Raw genomic sequence first — 18460 nt, forward strand, 5'->3', positions numbered from 1 at the left:
TTCTGGCGAAAGGCGGAGTGGAACGACACAACCAACGGACCTAGCACATAGTCGAGCGCGGTGCGTTCCTCGGTGACGATCATGACTGACGCCGGCATGCCCGGATAAAGCGCAATCTGTGGGGCTGCAGCCAATTCCACCGGGTCGACTGCTACGTCGGCAAGATAGTAGGGAAACCCGGTCTTGCTGTCGGTAATGCGATCCGCCGAAATGCGGGTGACGCGACCATGAACTATGGGTATTGAGCGCTGTTTGTAGGATGTGAAACGAACTTCGGCAGCCATACCGGGTCGCAGGTTCGATATGTCCTCGACGCGAATCTGAGCCTGGACGACCAGCGAATTTTCGGTCGGAACGATATCGAGGATAGTCTGGCCCGGCGAAACGATCGCGCCGATCGAGAAGACGCTGAGATCCATCACCTGGCCGTCATAAGGCGCGCGCACTTCGGCTCGGTCCATGGCAGCCTGGGCGGCAAACATCTTGGGCACAAGGTCGGCAAGGTTCGATTGCGTATCGATCAGCATGGCTGATAGTTTGGCTCGGCGCTCATAGGTCAATTGGGCGATCTGCCCGTTGAGTTCGGCTTTGCTCTGTTGGCTGCCGGCTATAGCGCCGAGGTTCTCGTCGATTAGGCCCTGCAGATCCGAGGCCGATCGTTCCAATTCCAGAATGCGCGGGCGGGTGGTCAATCCAGCCTTGAGCAGCTTTGACAGGCTGGCCTTCTCGTCGATGGTCGATTGCATCTGGGCCTGGTAGGATTGGACCCGGGCCTGCTTGCCCTGGATCTGCTCCTCGAGCTCGGCAATCCGCCGCTCGAGGATCTGTCTGGCGCCGGCCATCGAGGCGCGCTGCACGGATGTTTTGTTGCTTCTGCTGAAATGGCGGGAACACTTTGCTGCTGATGACCATTCGGAGGAGCTTCAATCCAGCGCGTTGCCAGTGGATCGGACGTTCACATGGTCAGGCATCGGACCGTCGTCACCTGGTCATCGGTGATCTTCTTCAGGTCGTCTTGTGGCATCGGCTTTCAAATAGCGGCGGAAATTCGCCAGCGTAACACCCTTCATGGTCGCGCCGCCCGGATCGGACGGATTGTCTGACCAGAGTCAGATTTCAAACGCGCGCAAGCGCCCGCGCAAAGTGGCTGTCATGGCTAGTACCTTCCGCCTGATGGGCAATTGTTAAGTTTGGCAGTGAAGTTAGGAGGGCGGAAAAATCAGTCGGTTGAGCAAATCAGCGGTCTAGCCGCTCGCACTCATCGAGTAGGCCACCAAGCTCCAGGCAGAGATCGACGCGGCCGAGGCTGTTTGCGTTGTCATCGATCCCCATGCGGCGGTTGTAGGCCGTGACGGTGTCCTTCAGTTGAGAAACACGACCGGCCTTATGACCGCTGGAATAGGCGAAACCAGCGATGCAAACGGTTGCGGCGATTGCAAGCGCGGCAGTCTTGGCGTTCATGGTACTTTCGCCTCTCGAATCAAATTTGGGGAGAATTCGTCCATGGAAGGGAGTTTGACCGAATTAGCAGCGCGGCTCCAGATGCAATGGAAGGCTTGGGCTCCCGCGATTGGCCTTGGAGTTGCCGCCGCCATCGGCATGATTTGGACCGTCTATCTGCCGATTGTCGGATTGCGTCACCTGCTCGGATACAATTAGACCTCTAGTATCAGCACAGGCTGGTCCAATCGTGCCCAGCTATCCGAGATAGTTCAGCGGGTGCGGGACGAAACACTGCGGACGAGCATCGGCAAAGTCGCGACCCTCGACGGCCGAGCAGTCATCTATCAGCTACAATGATGCCCCTGCAGACTCCTGGCGAATCTGAGAAAGGCCGGGCATCCTCGATTGAGATGGCCACACGGGCTGCAAGTAGTTGCCGTCGAATGGCACGCCCGGTCATCAGGGCGTGCGCCCCGAGCCGAGGCCCTTACCACGACCCTTTTGGAAAACAAGCGGCAAGGCATCATCCCCAGGTCGGGCGGATTGCTGACGTTGTCAGTGGTAGTGCCTCTTCGCAGAAATTAGACAGGCATTTGGGCAGAAGTGGTCATTTTCTGAAATTCGGAAAGAATCTCCGGGAAACTCTGCGCGAGATATCGAACGACACGGGCGTTCTCCAGCAACCGGCAGAGATACCCCCTGGCCACCACCAGATCCAGGTGGTCGGATCCATAGCTCTCCTCGACAAGCTGGTATTCCTTATCGAGTTTGGTTGATTCGTTTTCCATCAATGCGATCTGCGCATCGCTCAGTCCGGCTAGCTTTTTCGGCTGCGACGTATCGGCAAGCTGGGAGGGCGGGGTCGCGCCGACCAGGGATTTTGCGTAGTTGATCGAGAACTTGTTCATGGCGATCATCAGTTGCGCCGCCTCGATCTGGCGCACGGCTGCCAGCTTTCGCAGTTCGATGAACGTGTTGGTCGGAACGAAGCGGTCCTTGAGCATGTCGATCGCTTCCGGGCATATCCCTTTCAGCAGATGTTTTTTAAGCCTGATTTGGCCGATGTTGACATTGAGGGTTCTCGCGATGGTCTCTTCCGGGACGCCGCTGTCGATGGCCTTCAGGATCATGAAGTGTTCCTGGATCGTCGCCAGCCGGCTTACCCGTTTGTTGTAGGTGAATGCCTCGTCATCGTTGGCGACCAAACAATCAACCTCAGTGTCGCCCATCTCCCGCAATATCTCGATGCGCATGTGGCCGTCGACCAAGAGGTACTTTCCCGGCGTGTCCTTGTCCTTTGCAACCACGGGCAATTCCACAAGCCCGATCTCGCGAACGGACGACCTGACCTGTTGATATTTCGGAGTTTCCCTGGCGCTTTCGGTGAACAGGTGAAGCGGCTGGATGTCTTCAAGACGAAGGCAAATAGTAGCGCGCTCAAAAGCGAATTTTATGTCTGGAACGGTAGGACGCTTTGCGGTCATGCGGGCTCAACTCTGCTGATCCGGGCCGCCAGGTTTCGTGGGAGGGTGTTCAGTCCTTCCGCCGCAAGAAGATCCTGGAATGCCTCTTCTGCCATGAGTTGCCGCAAGGCGTGGGTGACAAACAGCAGGCGGTTTCGCGTTGCATCCGCTTTGCGGACCAGAATGCGTTTCCTGTCCGTGTCCGCTTTGAACGCCTTGATCAACGCTGATGCTGAAGGATTCTTCCTGCGATCTGGCAGGAACGTTCCCAGGCCTTTCCCCCGCCTGCGGCGGTTCTCAATCAGGCGTCGCGCTATCACAAGCTTATGACCGCGCAGTTGGTTCTCTTGATAGGCAAGCTGAAGAACGGCCTGAATCCCTGGCTCGTCGGCGGTGGAAATATCGACTGCTACCGACAGCGGGATCTGGCCGGAGTCGACCGCCCGCAGAAGGCGCTGTTCGCCTTGCGACAGGAGGCGTGCAACCCCTCTGACATATTCGGTCGAAAGACCGATCTTTGCTGCAATGTCGACGTCGGAATAGCCGCTTTCTTTCAGCCGACCGATGTCGCGAAGCAGGTCATAAGCGGTATGATACCGGCGAGCACAATTTTCCACCAAGCCTTTGACCAGCGCCTCGGCCTTGGTTGCCTCTATCACAAACGCGGGAATCTCGGTCTGGCCAAGCAACCTGAAGGCCTCGATCCGCCCCTGGCCGCACACCAGGTCGTGCGTGAAAGCGCTTTCGTCGACATTCCTCGTGGTCACCGTGATGGGACGCTTCAGGCCGACGCTCTTGATGCTGTCGACAATGTCCTGGAAGGACTTTTTGCCTCGCGCACGCGGGTTGGTGATCTTGATCGCGTCCAGGCGCAGGAGCGAGATTGGTCTGTTGGCGGTGACCATCAGCGAGCGGCCGAGATGGCGTCGCGTTCGGCCAAGGCGAACAGCGGATCCAGCGATTTGTAGAAGAAAGTGTTGAATTCCAGCCTTTTGTTCAAGGCGCAGTTTAAGGGCTTCCCGCCAATCTCATTTGCTGGCGCTATCAGATAGTCGAGGATCGTCTGGTTATCCGGGCTCATGCGGATGGCCACTTTCACGTCCGCAGCGGTACCCCGTTCCGCAGAGGCCACCCAATGAGGATAGCCATATGGCGTGGCCCGACAGCGACCCATCGCAATGGCTACGGTGAATTCATCGTTGACGCGAAGCACGCCGAGAGCACTCTGACGCACCGCAGATCCGCCCGCCCGCTCGATGGTCGCTATTGTCGTTTGGACGACTTCTTCGAAGACCTCACGAAGCCGCCTTCTGATATCAAGAAACCGATAGTTCTGAGACGGATCGTATCCAACGAGCTTGTAGGCTCGCAGCAGACTGCCGAATTTTTTCCTGTAGCGGCTGCTCGGCGGACAGTCAGCCGCCGCGTCAATCATCGGGCCTGAAAGGGTACCGCGCCTCTTCAGAAGTTGGGCGAGCACAACCAACATCTGATCGTTGCTCATCTTAGATGAGCGGGCGTCGGCTATGGCTTGAGCCCGGTCGAAAAGCTTGCGGTCCACAATGGGTTCAAAGGCGCCGTCGGCGCGGACCAATCGGGTCGTATCGTTGGTCACCTTCCTTTGCTTGAGTTTGAAAGACTGCCGATTCCAGACGTTGTTGCCCACGTATTTTTCGTTGCTGAGTATTTGATGAATGGATTCGCGTTTCCACGATCGATTGAGATCGGTGACCACTCCCTTGGCATTCAACGACCGCGCAATCTGCAGCTCGGTCCGACCAGCCATCACGTATTCATCATAGATCCAGCGCACCGTCGCGATTTCATCAGGTGGTCCAGGCACGAGGATGACCCGATCCGTCTGGAGGCTCTTGTACTCTTTGAGAGCGAGCATGGTCTTTGTGCGCCCATGCTGGTCGATGAGCCGGCGCCTCAGGCCCAGGCCGGACGACCCTCCCTGCCGGTATCCCATTTGAATGAGCCTGCACTGGCCGGCAAACACCTTGACCGACAACACCCGACTGTGCTCGGCCGCCATCGTGCGCTTTATCGCCTTGAGCAGGTCTGATCCGATGCTGCCATCGTTGGTAAACTGTTCGCCACAATATTCAATTCGCACGCCGGCAACGCGACACCGATACTCGTACGACGCACTCTCATCGGGGTTCGGGAATCGCCCCCAGCGACTCACGTCGTAGACGATGACGATTTCGAAATCCGCGTTCTTCGTTTCGACATCCGCCAACAGCCTTTGCAGGCCGGCGCGACCTTCAAGGTTCAAGCCGCTGCGACCGGGGTCCTCGTATGTGGCCACAATGTCGTAGTTCATCGCATCCGCGAATTCACGGATTGCATCCTTCTGATTGTCGATCGAGTAGCTCTGGTGGTCAGTGGACATTCGCACGTATTGAGCTGCGCGCACGCGCTGTGCGTCTACAGCAGGTCGACGGACTGTGTGCGCCTGTTCCATCCTTCAACGCCTACAAGGCAGATTGAACGTCCGCTTGAACCGGCAACGCTAGCGGTATGAGGCTTCAATCCCGTTACACATTGATCGACACTTTGTATCGAATGAGACTTGTCGCCATAAAAACGAGAAGCTCGGAAAATAGCAGGCAGGGCTTCTATCAACACCCGAGAAACCATGTCTTTTATCGTGAGGGCTCGTGCCCCCGTTCCGCCGCATTGCGGCCGCACGGGACGAACCATAGGGATTTCAGGCCTTCAAGGGAGACTTCACATGAACTTTCACAAAGTCATAGCCGCCGTGCTGATGACCGCAGCACTGGCAGGGTGCGCGCAGACCGAAGGCCAGCAGCGGGCCGGAACTGGCGCTCTGATCGGCGGCGCCGGCGGCGCCCTTGTCGGTCAGGCCATCGGTGGCAACACCGAAAGCACGCTCATCGGCGCCGCCGGCGGCGCCCTGCTCGGCGCCGTCGTCGGCTCGGCCACTACGCCGCAACGGCGCGGCGAACAGATGTGCCGCTACCAGGACCGCCGCGGCCGCATCTACACGGCGCCGTGCGACGACAGGTACTACAACGGCGATTATTAAGCAGAGGGTAGTCTGCCCATCCCTTATCCTAAGTGGGCAATGGGAACAGAAGCTCTACTGTGGGGCGGTGGCCCTGCTCGTACATTTTTTCTGATCGCGCCGCCGGCGGCGGCGCTACGTTGTCATCTTTTGCCCATAACATAGTGCTACCAGCAAGGACGGCGGGTTTCTGGAGGTCGTTATGACTGAGAGCCTTGCCGGCACCCTGAAGAATCGTGGCAAACAGGCAGCCAAGCGGCTGCTTGGCTATGATTCGCGCAACTGGCTGCGTATCCGCCAGATCGAGGCGTTCACGCTCTTTCTCGAAGCCGGCAACCGCAAGGCCGCCGACGTGATCGAGATCTCGCCCGGCTGGAACCGCTATTGGCGGGCAATGTGCCCCAATTACCGCTCGGTCGATTTCCCCGCCTTCGACATCTGCAGGGATCGCACCGACGAGCAATATTCGATCGTCATCGCCGACCAGGTGCTGGAACATGTGCGGCGGCCGCACGCGGCAGTGCAAAACATCCACGCCATGACCCGGCCCGGCGGCTGGGCGATGGTGGCAACACCTTTCCTGTTTCGCGTCCACGCCAGGCCGCACGACTACAACCGATGGACCCCGGCCGGCCTCAAGCAGCTGATGGTCGAGGGCGGCTTCGCGGAAGCCAACGTCAAGGTCCACGGCTGGGGCAACAAGGCCTGCGCCAGGGCCCATATCGGCGGCCCCGTCCGCGCCTACGGCCTGTGGCGGGATCTGAGCAATGACGAGGAATACCCGCTGATGGTCTGGGCGTTTGCGAAGAAGGCGTGAGTGGCGGAAGTCCCGCTCCATCGTGGTGACGGCCAGGGAGTCTCGCTGGACACTTGACCGGATCCGCCGCCAGTGACCTACTTCGACTTCGAGGAGGCGTTCGCGAATGGACATTCGAACCACATTGACGGAGCTGTGCGAGGCCTTCAACGCGCACGACCTCGGTCGCATCATGGCGTTCTTTGCCGACGACTGCGTTCTGGAGATGCCAAGGGGAGCCGAGCCTTGGGGAACGCGCTTCGAGGGCAAGCGCAGCGTACGAGACGCGCTTGCGAGACGATTTGAGGGTTTGCCCGATGTGCATTATGGCAATGGGCAGCACTTTGCGGACGAGGCTGCCAACACCGGCATGTCGAAATGGACCCTCACCGGCACCACCCGCGAGGGCGTAAGAAAGGAAGTTCGAGGTTGCGATTTCTACACATTTCGTGACGGAAAGGTGATCCGCAAGGACTCATACTGGAAGATCGTGGAGTAGGGGTTGGCACTCTTGTCTGATCTTTTCGTTGTCCCGCATTCCAAAGCAGGTGGATTACGCGATGCGCGTTTGCATCGCTGCACTCGCCGACGAAATGCCAACCCCGAAAATCCCGAAACGCATTCAAAGTAGCTGCCAAGATGAACCCATGTCGTCATGCCTGTTTGGTCTCCCAGGCCAAGCGAACGCTATTCCATGTCCGGCACGTCGCCACCTACAAACAGAGTTGTCGGCTCGCCATACTCACCCACCGAAGGGTTACCCTCGCGCGACCACGCAATGACGCCAGCATGCTTGCCGCCAGTCTCCTCGCAGTGCGTATCGCTCTGCCCAGTCGGCTGCCATGCCGGTTTGCAGGTCGCCGGTCTCATGACCGTCGAAGGCCGTGACCACGATCAGCCTGGTGCTTTGTGTTGGGAGAGTAAACTATTTGACCTGGAGGGTGTCTTTCCGCTGGACCAACAGCCGGTTGAAGTTGAGCGGCGCAGGGGGAAGAATCTCCGTCATCTCGAATAGAGGCACAGGGCCTTCCGGCTCCGGTGCTTTCTGCTTGGCCTTCAGGTCCGTGATCTCCTCGTCGCGCCGCGCAATCCGGCTTTCCAGATTGGCAATGCGCTCCGCAAGAAAATAGCGCCCCACGGCAAATCCGCCGCCGCCGAACAACGCGGCAGACGTAGCAAAGGCCAGCGGGTTAGCCGCCACCAGCGAAGAGTTGCTTTGAATGAAAGCGATAAGGTCATGCATGGCTAAAAAGCTCTCCTCTCACGCCGAGGACAATTCAACCAGCCGACGGGTCGCGCGAGGGATCGTCATACCAAGTCGCACCCGATCAGTATTGGGCAACTTCGCCCTCCGGCCTGGCCCTGCCGTGCGGAGCGCCGCGAGTGTGTCAGCACAAGCTTCCTCAGATGTCTCGTTCCATTCATCCCACTATCGTCGCCGTAGGGCGGCGGGGCTGGATCAGTTTGCGACGTTCACGCCAGTCATCCCACGACAGGGCCCGTATCATCATAGCCAATGGAGACTATCCCCGGATGCCTGTGGGCTATGGCGAGTATCTGAGTCTCTAGTTCGCAGTTGTAGGTCATTAACGCCTTCACGGTCTCAAGCGGGCTATCGTAGCGAGCGATAAGCTTCACGGCTTCATAGTGCAGTTCGGCTTTGGCATCGGCCTCCGGGTACATCGTTCCCATCGCGGTTCCTCCTTGCGCTGCATACGGGTGATGCAGTGAGCAGCATCAAGTCGCTCCTTTGGCGAGGCAGAGTGTCATGATGTGTCCATTCGCAATGACTCCGAATATATGGCCATAGTGAACAAAAAGGGAACAAAATGTCAAGGACGACCTGAGTCGGAGAGGACTTCTATTTTGGACATGCCCCGGGTAAAAGGCCCCCCGCGCTTAGCAAATCCTGTGTCGAGCACATGAGGTCGGGCTGCTCGTCCGCGTCTGCGTCAACGGCAGCATCACCTGTGGGCCGAGCAAGCACGGTTGCCGCGCGCATGTGGCGGCAACGGCTGCTCGATTCGTAGATCAGGTTAAGAACGCGGCGAGGCCGCAGCCGGCTGCTGGTCGAGAAGAACACCTCGACGGGCATGCCGCGGCGCCAGGGTCAGTCCTTTGAGTCTGGTAAGTTCCGCGCGCGGCAAATCGACGTGCACCTTCCGATCCGGAGTGCGCAATGCCCGACCGTCTGAAGGGCCACTCAAATTTTCTGACCCAGTCGAGGTGGAGGCTATCATAGTTGATTGTTGCTGCCGGTGACCTGGCGTAATCAAAGGCTCACGTAGCTTTCCAACAGAGGACGGTATGTTGTATCCAGGTCGATTTTTAGAACCGAGCGACATTGTGATGCTTGCCCGTGTTTGTGAGACGGTCTGCAAAGAGCGCGGCGTACCTGTTGCTTCGCGGGCGGGAGAGCGCACGGCTGCGCACGTACTCAGGCTGTTCATGAACGGCTTGAGTGGGGAGAATGAGCTGCTCGATGCTGAGAGGAACTGGGCTCGACGGAGTGATCTGGCTTTCGAGAAGGCTGCTGTCAGCTACGATGACACAAGAGAGGCCGCGTGATTAGCTTCCTGAGAATCGAAGTAGCGAAGAAAACCGCTCGCTCCACGCGACGAGCCCCAGAGGCACCCTCTGGATAGAGCAGGGTGTTGCTGCGGCATTCTTAAGGTGAGGTAAAGCTTCCGCACGCAGCCCGATTCGTGGGCGATCGGCTCTGTTGGAATTTGGTGGTGAGACTAAGGACAATCGACGCGTAGTGTGTTCCGGGCGATCTTCCAGGCGGACTCGACATGCCGCCGCGCTGCTGCTTCCGCCGCTTCCGGCTTGTGTGCGCGGATCGCATCCATTATCTCGTTCATCTCGGCGATCGCCGCTTCGCGGCGGTTGGTCGAGACGATTGTCATCGAACGAAGCTGGTTGATGCGGACATTCAGCCCGGAGACGATTTCCCAGGCGACACGCTTGTCGGCGGCCTCGAACAGTGCCTCGTAGAATTTGGTCGTCGCCCGCATCACCGCAGGCGGCGTCGCCGACGCCCACGCATCGAACAAATCCGCCAGCGCCCCTTCGAGCGTTGCCAACTGCTCGCCGGTGGCCGACAGGGCACAGGCTCGGGCCGCGATGCCTTCAAGCAGAGCCCGAAGCTCGTAGATCTCGTCGGTACGGCCGAGGTCCGGCCTGGCGACGGCCGGCCCATGCCCAGGGATCATCTGCACGAGCCCCTCTGCCTCCAGCTGCCGCAGTACCTCACGCACGACGGAACGGCTGACGCCGAGCTGGTCGCAAAGCGGCCGTTCGACAAGCCTTTCGCCAGGCTGGAAATGGAAATCCATGATCGCTTCGCGCATGCGCTCCAGCGCCAGCGTCCTCAAGGTCTTGGAGCTGCGGTCGATGCGAAGCGTGTCGTCTGGCATGCATGCCTCCTGCGCCGCTACGAAAACAGATTCGATGCCCGGTTGACAAGGTACTTGGCGCTCCATAGCATGGTATACCATAAGATGATAGCGGGATTGGATGTCCCGAGGCACCACCTACCCAAGGAATTCCATGCAGCCCGCCATTCGTAAGATCGTTACCTATACCGAGAACACGCTGATCGAAGGCGGCAAGGCCGCCCCCCGGCCGCTGCGCCTTATCGGCGTCGCAGCGGTGCTGACCAATCCCTGGGCCGGTCGCGGCTTCACCGACGATCTGTCGCCCCAAATCCGAGCCTGTGCGCCGGTGCTGGGAGAGATCCTGACCCATGAGATCGTTGCCGCCGCCGGTTCCGGCGAGGCTATCGAGGGCTATGGCAAGGCCGCCATCTGCGGTACGTCGGGCGAGATCGAGCATGCGTCGGCGTTGATCCATACGCTGCACTTCGGCAACCACTATCGGCGTGCCGTAAGCGCCAAGACCTACCTTGCCTTCACCAATCTGCGCGGCGGGCCCAACACCCCGATCATCATTCCGCTGATGGACAAAAATGACGAAGGGCGGCGCTCGCATTACCTCACCGTGCATTTCCAGATCGGCGATGCACCGGCGCCCGACGAGCTGGTTGTGGCGCTCGGCGCCTCGATCGGCGGCCGCCCGCATCATCGAATCGGCGACCGCTACCAGGACCTCAAAGAGCTTGGGGACGTGCATGGCTGACGCTTCCGCATCGGCATGGGCTCGACGGGGTGCGGCGCCCGACGGCACCGGCTTCATCCGTGTCGGCGCGGGCGCACCGGTGCTTTTTATTCATGGCGTTGGTATGAACGCCGCGATCTGGCAGCCGCAGATCGAGCGGATGTCCGATAGCTTCGACGTCATCGCCATCGACATGCTCGGCCACGGTCAGTCGCCGCTGCCGCCGCAGAACCCAGAACTCGCCGACTATGCTGATCAGGCCATTCGCCTGCTCGACCATCTCGGCCTCGACAAAGTATCCGTCATCGGCCACTCGATGGGCGCGCTCGTTGCCCAGGAACTCGCGCTACGCGCAGCCGAGCGCGTCCGCCGCATCGTCTCGCTGAATGCCGTGTTCCGGCGGCCACCTGAACTGGCCGAAGCTGTTCGCCAGCGCGCGGTGGCGCTTACCGGCAAGAGTGGGGTGACCGGCACGGCACAGACCATTGCCCGTTGGTTCGGAGATCCGGTGCCGGTCGAGCTCGAGGCGGCTGCACGGAAGACGGCCGCCGTACTGGGTGCCGTCGACCCGGAAGGTTATGCTCGCACCTATCGCCTGTTCGCTCGTGCCGACAGCGACCACGCTGACCGCCTGCCGAGGCTAGCCGTACCGGCCCTGTTCATGACCGGTTCCGAGGACAGGAATTCTTCGCCGGCAATGTCGGCCGCGATGGCGCGGCTGGCGCCGCATGGCCGCTGCACAGTGCTCTCAGGCGAGCGGCATATGATGGCGGTGGCGGATCCCGGCCTGACGACGCGCCATATCGTCGACTTCCTCAAAGAAGGCGAAGCGATCGAGCAAGACAGCGCTGCCGCGGCGAACACCGGGTTCGACGGCAGCGAGTTCCGCCGTGCGCTGGGTTCCTTCCTCACCGGCGTCACCATCGTCACCACCATCGGGCCCGAAGGCGAGCCGCGCGGCTTCACCGCCAACTCCTTCACCTCGGTGTCGCTCGATCCACCTTTGGTGCTGGTCTGCATCGCTCATAAGGCGGTTGGCCATCCTGTCTTTGCGACATCGAAAAGCTTCGCCATCAACGTCCTCAACGAGGATCAGAAGGCAGCGTCCGGCATATTCGCCTCGAAAGCGGCCGACAAGTTCGCCGCCGTTGCCTGGAGACCGGGACGAACGGGCAGCCCCGTGCTGGACGGCTCCGTCGCATCCTTCGACTGCGACATGGAGCGGCTGGTCAATGCCGGTGATCATTCAATCCTCATTGGCCGCGTCCGCGATTTCGAGCACAATTCCGCGCAGCCGCTCGGCTATTGCCGCGGCGCGTATGTCGCGCCCGGCCTCAGCCAGGACGCGCTGGCAGCCACCCAGCCCGGCACCGATGTCGGCGCCATCCTCGAGAATGGCGGCCGAATCCTGTTCCTGGAGACGGCGGATGGTTTTGAACTGCCGCGCGGTCGAGGTCTGGGTGCGGCTGGCGATGGGAAAAGCCTGCGAGGGGTGCTTGCCGCGAGGGCCATCGAGGCCAAGCTGGGCTTCCTTTTCGCCGTCTGGGACGATGCCAGAGATGTTTCGCGCACACATGTCTACTATCGCGGCACGTTCGACGTGCCCGCTTCCAGCGATCGCGGCATCAGGCTGGTCGAGATCCACGCGATCGAGGAGTTGAAGATCGCCGATCCGGCGATCCGCTCGATGCTCGCACGCTATGTCAAGGAATGCTCAGTGGATGCATTCGGCGTCTATGTCGGCAACGATGTCGAAGGCGAGGTCCGGCCGCTCGCCAGGACCGCCGGTTCCACAGCACCCACCACAGGTGACCAGCGATGAAATTCTCGCTCTTCGTGCACATGGAACGGTCGGACTTGGCCAAGCCGCATTCCGAGCTTGTGACCGAGCTCGAGGAGCTGGTCCTGATGGCCGAACAGGCAGGGTTCGAGACCGCCTGGATCGGCGAGCATCACGGCATGGAATTCACCATCTCGCCCAATCCCTTCATCAACATCGCCTATCTCGCGGCCAAAACCAGCCACATCCGCCTTGGCACTGGAACCGTGATCGCGCCCTTCTGGCATCCGATCAAGCTTGCCGGCGAAGCCGCGATGGCCGACGTCATCAGTGGCGGCCGGCTCGACATCGGCATTGCGCGCGGCGCCTACAGCTATGAATATCAGCGTATCTTCCCGGGGCTCGACGCCTGGGGCGCCGGCCAGCGCATGCGCGAGATCATACCGGCGATCCGCGGCCTCTGGGACGGCGACTTCGAACTCTCCGGCGAGTTCTGGCAATTCCCGCCGACCACCTCCTCGCCCAAGCCGCTGCAGAAACCCTACCCGCCGATCTGGGTGGCGGCCCGCGACCCGAATTCGCACGATTTCGCTGTCGCCAATGGCTGCAAGGTCCAGGTGACGCCGCTGGCTTCCGGCGACGAGGAGGTGACGAGCCTGATGCAGCGCTTCAACGCCGCATGCGCCGCGCATCCCGAGATCGAACGGCCGGAAATCATGCTTTTGATGCACACCTTCGTCGCCGAAGACGCGGCCGACGCCGATCGCCTCACGCAGGACCTGTCGACTTTCTATTGCCAGTTCGGCGCCTGGTTCCAGAACAAGAAGCCGGTGCATCAAGGCGTTTTAGAGCTGCTGACGCCGGACGAGATCGCGGCCATGCCACAATACGCGCCCGACAAGATCAGGCAGAACCTGGTGATTGGCGAGGCCGATGAGGTCATCGCCCGGCTGAAGGACTATGAGGCGCTCGGCTACGACCAGTATTCGATCTGGATCGACAGCGGCCTTTCGCACAAGCGCAAGATGAAATCGCTGCAACTGTTCATCGACCGGGTGATGCCGGCCTTCCTCTGATCGCGAGCCCATGACCGACGCCCTCTTCAGGAACTTCATCGACGGCCGCTTCGACGAACCGTCCGCCACTTTCGACAGCGTCGACCCGTCGACCGGGGCGGCCTGGGCGAAGATGCCGGCGGCGAGCGAAGCCGATGTCGACCGTGCCGTCGAGGCGGCGCACCGCGCACTGCGCTCAGACCTATGGCGAAGGATGACGGCGACGGCGCGTGGCAAGCTGCTGGTCAAGCTCGGCGACCTCGTCGCCGCCAATGCCGGGCGCCTTGCCGAGCTCGAGACACGAGACACCGGCAAGATCATCCGCGAGACCCGCGCCCAGATCGCCTATGTCGGCGACTACTACCGCTATTATGGCGGACTGGCCGACAAGCACGAAGGCGCGCATGTGCCGATCGACAAGCCCGATCTCGACGTCACCATCCGTCGCGAGCCGATTGGCGTCGTTGCCGCGGTGGTGCCGTGGAACTCACAGCTCTTCCTCTCGGCCGTCAAGCTCGGCCCGGCGCTCGCCGCCGGCTGCACCATCGTGCTTAAGGCTTCCGAGGACGGCCCGGCGCCGCTGCTCGCCTTTGCCGAACTGGTCCAGCAGGCCGGCTTCCCCTCAGGCGTCGTCAACATCCTCACCGGCTTTGGCCAGGAGTGCGGCCGGCGCCTGACCAGCCATCCGCTGGTTTCGCGCGTCGCCTTCACCGGCGGTCCATCGACGGCGCGCGCCATCGTAAGGAACACGGCGGAGAACCTTGCCTACACCACTCTGGAACTCGGCGGCAAAAGCCCGGTCGTCGTCTTCGCCGACGCCGACCTCGACAGCGCCGCCAACGCGGTGGTCGCCGGCATTTTCGCCGCGACCGGCCAGAGCTGCGTCGCCGGGTCACGGTTGCTGATCGAGCGCTCGGTAAAAGATGAATTCCTCGTACGGCTGAGGCGCAAGGCCGAAGCGATCCGAGTCGGCGACCCACAGGATCCGGCCACAGAAATGGGGCCGCTCGCCACGCTGCGCCAGCGCGACTGGATCGAGAAGGTGGTCGCGGAGAGCCTTGCCGCGGGCGGCAGACTGGTCACCGGTGGAACGCGGCCAACCGGGGACGGCTTCTACTACGCGCCGACTATCATCGACGCCGGCGGCAGCGACCTGCCTTGCGTGCGGGAGGAATTGTTCGGGCCGGTGCTCAGCGTGCTTGCCTTCGACAGCGAGGCGCAGGCACTGGCGCTCGCCAACGATACGCCGTTCGGCCTGGCTTCGGGCGTGTTCACCAGCAATCTCGGCAAGGCGCATCGCATGGCGCGTGACATCCATGCCGGTGTTGTCTGGGTCAACACCTATCGCGCCGTATCGCCGCTCGTTCCCTTTGGCGGTTACGGCCTGTCGGGTCTCGGCCGCGAAGGCGGGCTCGACGCCATCCGAGATTACACGCGCTCGAAATCCGTCTGGATCAAGACGTCGGACGAGCCGATCCCGGATCCCTTCGTCATGCGCTGAGAGCGTGGGGCGCAGGTGCACTGAGAAAAACAAGAACAGACCAACAGAGGAGAATATCATGAAACTGATCCTGACCGGCTTGCTGGCCGGACTGCTCGCCGCCACCGCTGCCAAGGCCGATGAAATGGCCTTCACAAGTTGGGGTGGCACCACGCAAGAGGCGCAGACGAAATCCTGGGCGGCCCTCTTCGAGGCCAGCTCCGGCATCAAGGTCCTGCAAGACGGACCAACCGACTACGGCAAGCTCAAGGCCATGGTCGATGCCGGCAACGTCACCTGGGATGTGGTCGACGTGGAGATGGACTTCGCCATCAAGGCCGCCAAGGACGGGCTGCTGGAGCCGATCGACTATGCGGTCGTACCCAAGGCCGATCTCGACCCGCGCTTCAGCAATGAGCATGCCGTCGGCAGCTTCTACTATTCCTTCGTGCTTGCTTGGAACAAGGGCGCCGTTCCGGGCGAACCGACCGGCTGGGCCGACATGTTCGACACCAAGAAATTTCCCGGCAAGCGGACCTTCTACAAATGGTCGGCCCCCGGCGTCATCGAGATCGCGCTGCTGGCCGACGGCGTGCCCGCGGACAAGCTCTATCCGCTCGACCTCGACCGGGCCTTCAAGAAACTCGACACCATCAAGTCCGATATCGTCTGGTGGAGCGGCGGTGCTGAATCGCAGCAGCTGATTGCCTCCGGCGAGGCCGCTTTCGGCCAGTTGTGGAACGGTCGCGTCTTCGCCCTGCAGCAGGATGGCACCGATGTCGGTGTTGCCTGGAACCAGAACCTCACCGCCGCCGACGTGCTCGTCGTGCCGAAGGGCGCCAAGAACAAGGGCAGCGCGATGAAGTTCCTCGCTGCCGCCACCAGCCCGACCGGCCAGGCGAAATTCGCCGAGGCGAGCGGCTATGCGCCGATCAATACCAAGGCCAAGGCTGAGATGCCCGCCGATGCCGTCAAAGCACTCCCCGATGCCCATGTTGAGGGACAGATCAACCTCGACATGAACTACTGGGCCGAGCATCGAGACGAGATCGCCACGCGCTGGTATGCCTGGCAGACCAAGTAACGCCGTTGCAGGTGACGGGCGCGCGGCTTGCGCGCCCCGTTTCGGGACAGGACCGCTCGATGCAAGGAATTTCTTTCAGACGCAGCTCAGTCGCCGGCCTGCCGGCCGGCAGCGGCAGCGCCTTGCCGGCTCTGCTGCTGGTTGGCCTGTTCTTCATCATGCCGGTGGTGGCCCTGCTGCTGCGCAGCGTAACCGATCCTGAACCGGGCCTGCAGAACTACGCGACCCTGTTCGGCAGCGGCACCTATGTGCGGGTGTTCCTCAACACTTTCCTGGTCGCATCGGTCGTAACCGCCGTCACCATCCTGATGGCCTTTCCCGTTGCCTGGATGCTGGCGATCATGCCGCCGGCCATGGGATCGATCGTCTTCGGCATCATCGTGCTGTCGATGTGGACCAACCTTCTCACCCGCACCTATGCATGGATGGTGCTGCTGCAGCGTACGGGGGTGATCAACCGGGCACTGATGGGGCTCGGCATCATCCACGAGCCGCTGCCGCTTATCAACAATCTGGCCGGGGTCACCATCGGCATGGTCTACATCATGCTGCCCTTCATGATCCTGCCGCTGGTGGGCACTTTGCGCGCCATCGACCCTATGACGCTGCGCGCCGCCGCCCTTTGCGGCGCAAGCCCGTTCGAGGCCTTCCGCCGCATCCTCTTGCCGCTGTCTCTTCCGGGCGTCGCCGCCGGCGGTCTGATGGTCTTCGTCATGTCGCTCGGCTACTTCGTCACGCCGGCCCTGCTCGGCGGCACATCGAACATGATGCTGGCAGAGATGATCGCCCAGACGGTGCAGTCGCTACTCAACTGGGGGCTCGGCAGTGCGGCCGCCTTCGTCCTGCTTGTCGTCACCATGGCGCTCTACGCGATCCAGCTTCGCCTGGTTGGTGCCAGGCGCGCCGGGGGAGGGATCTGACATGCTGCTCGACTATGAACGGCTCGGATGGCTGCGGGTGGCGCTTGTCGGCTTCACGGCGGCCGTCGCGGCATTCCTGCTGCTGCCGGTGGTCTTCATCGTGCTCCTGTCGTTCGGTTCGTCGCGCTGGCTGGCCTTTCCACCACCCGGCTGGACGCTGAGATGGTATCAGCAATTGCTGGGCGACCCGACCTGGATCGATGCCGCGCTGACCAGTGCCCGAATTGCCGCCATGGCCGCTATGCTGGCCGTCATAATCGGCCTGTTCGCCTCCTTCAGCCTGGTCAGGGGGGAGTTCCGCGGACGCCAGGTCCTGCGCGGATTGCTGTTGACGCCGATGGTGCTGCCGGTCGTCGTTTTCGCCATCGCCATCTATGCTTTCTTCCTGCGCATCGGCCTTGCCGGCACCACGGTCGGCTTCGTCATCGCCCACACCATCCTGGCGCTTCCTTTCGCCATCATCCCGATCACCGCGGCGCTCGAAGGTTTCGATAAATCCATCGAGGATGCAGCCATCGTCTGCGGCGCAAGTCCGTTTCAGGCGCGGCTGAGGATCACCTTGCCGTCGATCAGGATCGGCATCTTCTCGGCGGCGATCTTCTCGTTCCTGGCCTCGTGGGATGAGGTCGTGGTGGCGATCTTCATGGCAAGCCCGACCTTGCAGACCTTGCCGGTTAAGATCTGGGGCAGCCTGCGCGCAGACCTCAGCCCGGTCGTCGCCGCCGCCTCGAGCCTGCTGGTTGGCCTGACGTTTTGCCTGATGATTGTGACCGCACTCCTTCGCAGAAAATTATCCAGATGACCCGGTCCTTCCTGTCCATACGCGCGCTAAGAAAGACGTTCGGCGCCTTCGTCGCCGTCCACGACGTGACCATCGATGTGCCTAAAGGTGAATTCCTGACGTTCCTCGGCCCGTCCGGCTCCGGCAAGTCGACGACGCTCTACGCCATTGCCGGTTTCCAGGATCCGAGCTCAGGCGATGTGCTTTTGGAGGACATGTCGCTGCTTTCGGTGCCGTCGCACAAGCGCAACATCGGCATGGTGTTCCAGCGCTACACGCTGTTTCCGCATCTGAGCGTCGCCGAGAATGTCGCCTTTCCGCTGCGCGTGCGCCGCCGGCACGATGCTGAGATCAAGCGCAAGGTTGCCGACATGCTGGCGCTGGTGCGTCTCGAAAACTTCGCCGACCGCCATCCGGGCGCGCTATCTGGCGGCCAGCAGCAGCGCGTGGCGCTTGCCCGCGCGCTCGCCTACGACCCGCCGATCCTTTTGATGGACGAGCCGCT

21 protein-coding genes are annotated in these 18460 nt (G+C 61.3%); 12 read left to right on the forward strand and 9 right to left on the reverse strand.

All coding sequences use genetic code 11. The annotated features are described in order from the left end of the window. The 3 genes from EN906_RS04235 to EN906_RS04245 form a co-directional block, all read right to left on the reverse strand. Positions 1–842: HlyD family type I secretion periplasmic adaptor subunit (locus EN906_RS04235; protein WP_245484173.1), on the reverse strand; the 842-nt coding region annotated here is incomplete at its 3' end. 147 nt (positions 843–989) lie between these two features. Next, positions 990–1070: a hypothetical protein gene (locus EN906_RS38935; RefSeq protein ID WP_306256524.1), complete on the reverse strand. Its 81-nt coding sequence runs from the start codon at positions 1068–1070 to the stop codon at positions 990–992. A gap of 166 nt (positions 1071–1236) precedes the next feature. Then, positions 1237–1461 (reverse strand): hypothetical protein, encoded by a 225-nt coding sequence (locus EN906_RS04245; RefSeq protein WP_127266850.1) that lies wholly within the window; start codon positions 1459–1461, stop codon positions 1237–1239. A 42-nt stretch (positions 1462–1503) separates the two neighbouring features. Here EN906_RS04245 and EN906_RS37185 point away from each other — a divergent pair, with 42 nt between their 5' ends. Continuing rightward, positions 1504–1659 (forward strand): hypothetical protein, encoded by a 156-nt coding sequence (locus EN906_RS37185; RefSeq protein ID WP_164748839.1) that lies wholly within the window; start codon positions 1504–1506, stop codon positions 1657–1659. A gap of 365 nt (positions 1660–2024) precedes the next feature. On the opposite strand, the gene EN906_RS04255 is transcribed toward EN906_RS37185, so the two are convergent. From EN906_RS04255 to EN906_RS04265, 3 genes are read right to left on the reverse strand one after another with little or no spacing between them, the layout of a single operon-like run. After that, entirely contained in the window at positions 2025–2927 is a 903-nt protein-coding gene (locus EN906_RS04255; RefSeq protein ID WP_127266851.1) for a plasmid partitioning protein RepB C-terminal domain-containing protein, read from the reverse strand. After that, a complete protein-coding gene (locus EN906_RS04260) occupies positions 2924–3811 on the reverse strand; it encodes a plasmid partitioning protein RepB C-terminal domain-containing protein (RefSeq protein ID WP_127266852.1) in 888 nt (295 codons plus the stop codon). Before EN906_RS04260 ends, EN906_RS04255 begins: the two co-directional genes overlap by 4 nt. Next, the gene (locus EN906_RS04265) at positions 3811–5376 is read right to left on the reverse strand and encodes a recombinase family protein (protein ID WP_236383537.1); all 1566 of its coding nucleotides are present in this window, start codon (positions 5374–5376) and stop codon (positions 3811–3813) included. The genes EN906_RS04260 and EN906_RS04265 overlap by 1 nt, the downstream gene beginning before the upstream one ends. A gap of 270 nt (positions 5377–5646) precedes the next feature. On the opposite strand from EN906_RS04265, the gene EN906_RS04270 reads away from it, so the two are divergent. The 3 genes from EN906_RS04270 to EN906_RS04280 all read left to right on the forward strand — a co-directional run bounded on the left by EN906_RS04270 (position 5647) and on the right by EN906_RS04280 (position 7235). Then, entirely contained in the window at positions 5647–5961 is a 315-nt protein-coding gene (locus tag EN906_RS04270; protein ID WP_127266853.1) for a YMGG-like glycine zipper-containing protein, read from the forward strand. 181 nt (positions 5962–6142) lie between these two features. Further along, entirely contained in the window at positions 6143–6757 is a 615-nt protein-coding gene (locus EN906_RS04275; RefSeq protein WP_127266854.1) for a methyltransferase domain-containing protein, read from the forward strand. 106 nt (positions 6758–6863) lie between these two features. Beyond that, a complete protein-coding gene (locus EN906_RS04280) occupies positions 6864–7235 on the forward strand; it encodes a nuclear transport factor 2 family protein (RefSeq protein ID WP_127266855.1) in 372 nt (123 codons plus the stop codon). A gap of 426 nt (positions 7236–7661) precedes the next feature. Here EN906_RS04280 and EN906_RS04290 read toward each other — a convergent pair whose 3' ends face one another. The 3 genes from EN906_RS04290 to EN906_RS04305 all read right to left on the reverse strand — a co-directional run bounded on the left by EN906_RS04290 (position 7662) and on the right by EN906_RS04305 (position 10155). After that, positions 7662–7979: a hypothetical protein gene (locus EN906_RS04290; protein ID WP_164748840.1), complete on the reverse strand. Its 318-nt coding sequence runs from the start codon at positions 7977–7979 to the stop codon at positions 7662–7664. 239 nt (positions 7980–8218) lie between these two features. After that, positions 8219–8428 carry a hypothetical protein gene (locus EN906_RS04295; RefSeq protein WP_127268586.1) on the reverse strand — a complete coding sequence of 70 codons (210 nt, stop codon included), beginning with the start codon at positions 8426–8428 and terminating at the stop codon, positions 8219–8221. Between the two features lie 1049 nt (positions 8429–9477). Further along, the gene (locus tag EN906_RS04305) at positions 9478–10155 is read right to left on the reverse strand and encodes a GntR family transcriptional regulator (RefSeq protein ID WP_127268588.1); all 678 of its coding nucleotides are present in this window, start codon (positions 10153–10155) and stop codon (positions 9478–9480) included. A 133-nt stretch (positions 10156–10288) separates the two neighbouring features. Here EN906_RS04305 and EN906_RS04310 point away from each other — a divergent pair, with 133 nt between their 5' ends. The 8 genes from EN906_RS04310 to EN906_RS04345 all read left to right on the forward strand — a co-directional run. Then, positions 10289–10876: an amino acid synthesis family protein gene (locus EN906_RS04310; protein ID WP_127268589.1), complete on the forward strand. Its 588-nt coding sequence runs from the start codon at positions 10289–10291 to the stop codon at positions 10874–10876. Continuing rightward, positions 10869–12677, forward strand: a complete 1809-nt coding sequence (locus EN906_RS38775) for an alpha/beta fold hydrolase (RefSeq protein ID WP_127268590.1) — start codon at positions 10869–10871, stop codon at positions 12675–12677. Before EN906_RS04310 ends, EN906_RS38775 begins: the two co-directional genes overlap by 8 nt. Then, positions 12674–13711, forward strand: coding sequence for an LLM class flavin-dependent oxidoreductase (locus tag EN906_RS04320; RefSeq protein WP_127268591.1), 1038 nt, complete (start codon positions 12674–12676; stop codon positions 13709–13711). Before EN906_RS38775 ends, EN906_RS04320 begins: the two co-directional genes overlap by 4 nt. A gap of 10 nt (positions 13712–13721) precedes the next feature. After that, positions 13722–15191, forward strand: a complete 1470-nt coding sequence (locus tag EN906_RS04325) for an aldehyde dehydrogenase (RefSeq protein ID WP_127272063.1) — start codon at positions 13722–13724, stop codon at positions 15189–15191. Between the two features lie 58 nt (positions 15192–15249). Next, a complete protein-coding gene (locus tag EN906_RS04330) occupies positions 15250–16254 on the forward strand; it encodes an ABC transporter substrate-binding protein (protein ID WP_127270212.1) in 1005 nt (334 codons plus the stop codon). 59 nt (positions 16255–16313) lie between these two features. Next, positions 16314–17174: an ABC transporter permease gene (locus EN906_RS04335; protein ID WP_127270214.1), complete on the forward strand. Its 861-nt coding sequence runs from the start codon at positions 16314–16316 to the stop codon at positions 17172–17174. A 1-nt stretch (position 17175) separates the two neighbouring features. Beyond that, positions 17176–17976, forward strand: coding sequence for an ABC transporter permease (locus EN906_RS04340; protein ID WP_127270216.1), 801 nt, complete (start codon positions 17176–17178; stop codon positions 17974–17976). Then, positions 17973–18460, forward strand: a 488-nt coding sequence (locus EN906_RS04345; RefSeq protein WP_164777098.1) for an ABC transporter ATP-binding protein, incomplete at its 3' end; no start/stop codon positions are given. The genes EN906_RS04340 and EN906_RS04345, both read left to right, overlap by 4 nt.

The organism is Mesorhizobium sp. M7A.F.Ca.CA.004.06.1.1 (assembly GCF_003999135.1).
Classification (GTDB): domain Bacteria; phylum Pseudomonadota; class Alphaproteobacteria; order Rhizobiales; family Rhizobiaceae; genus Mesorhizobium.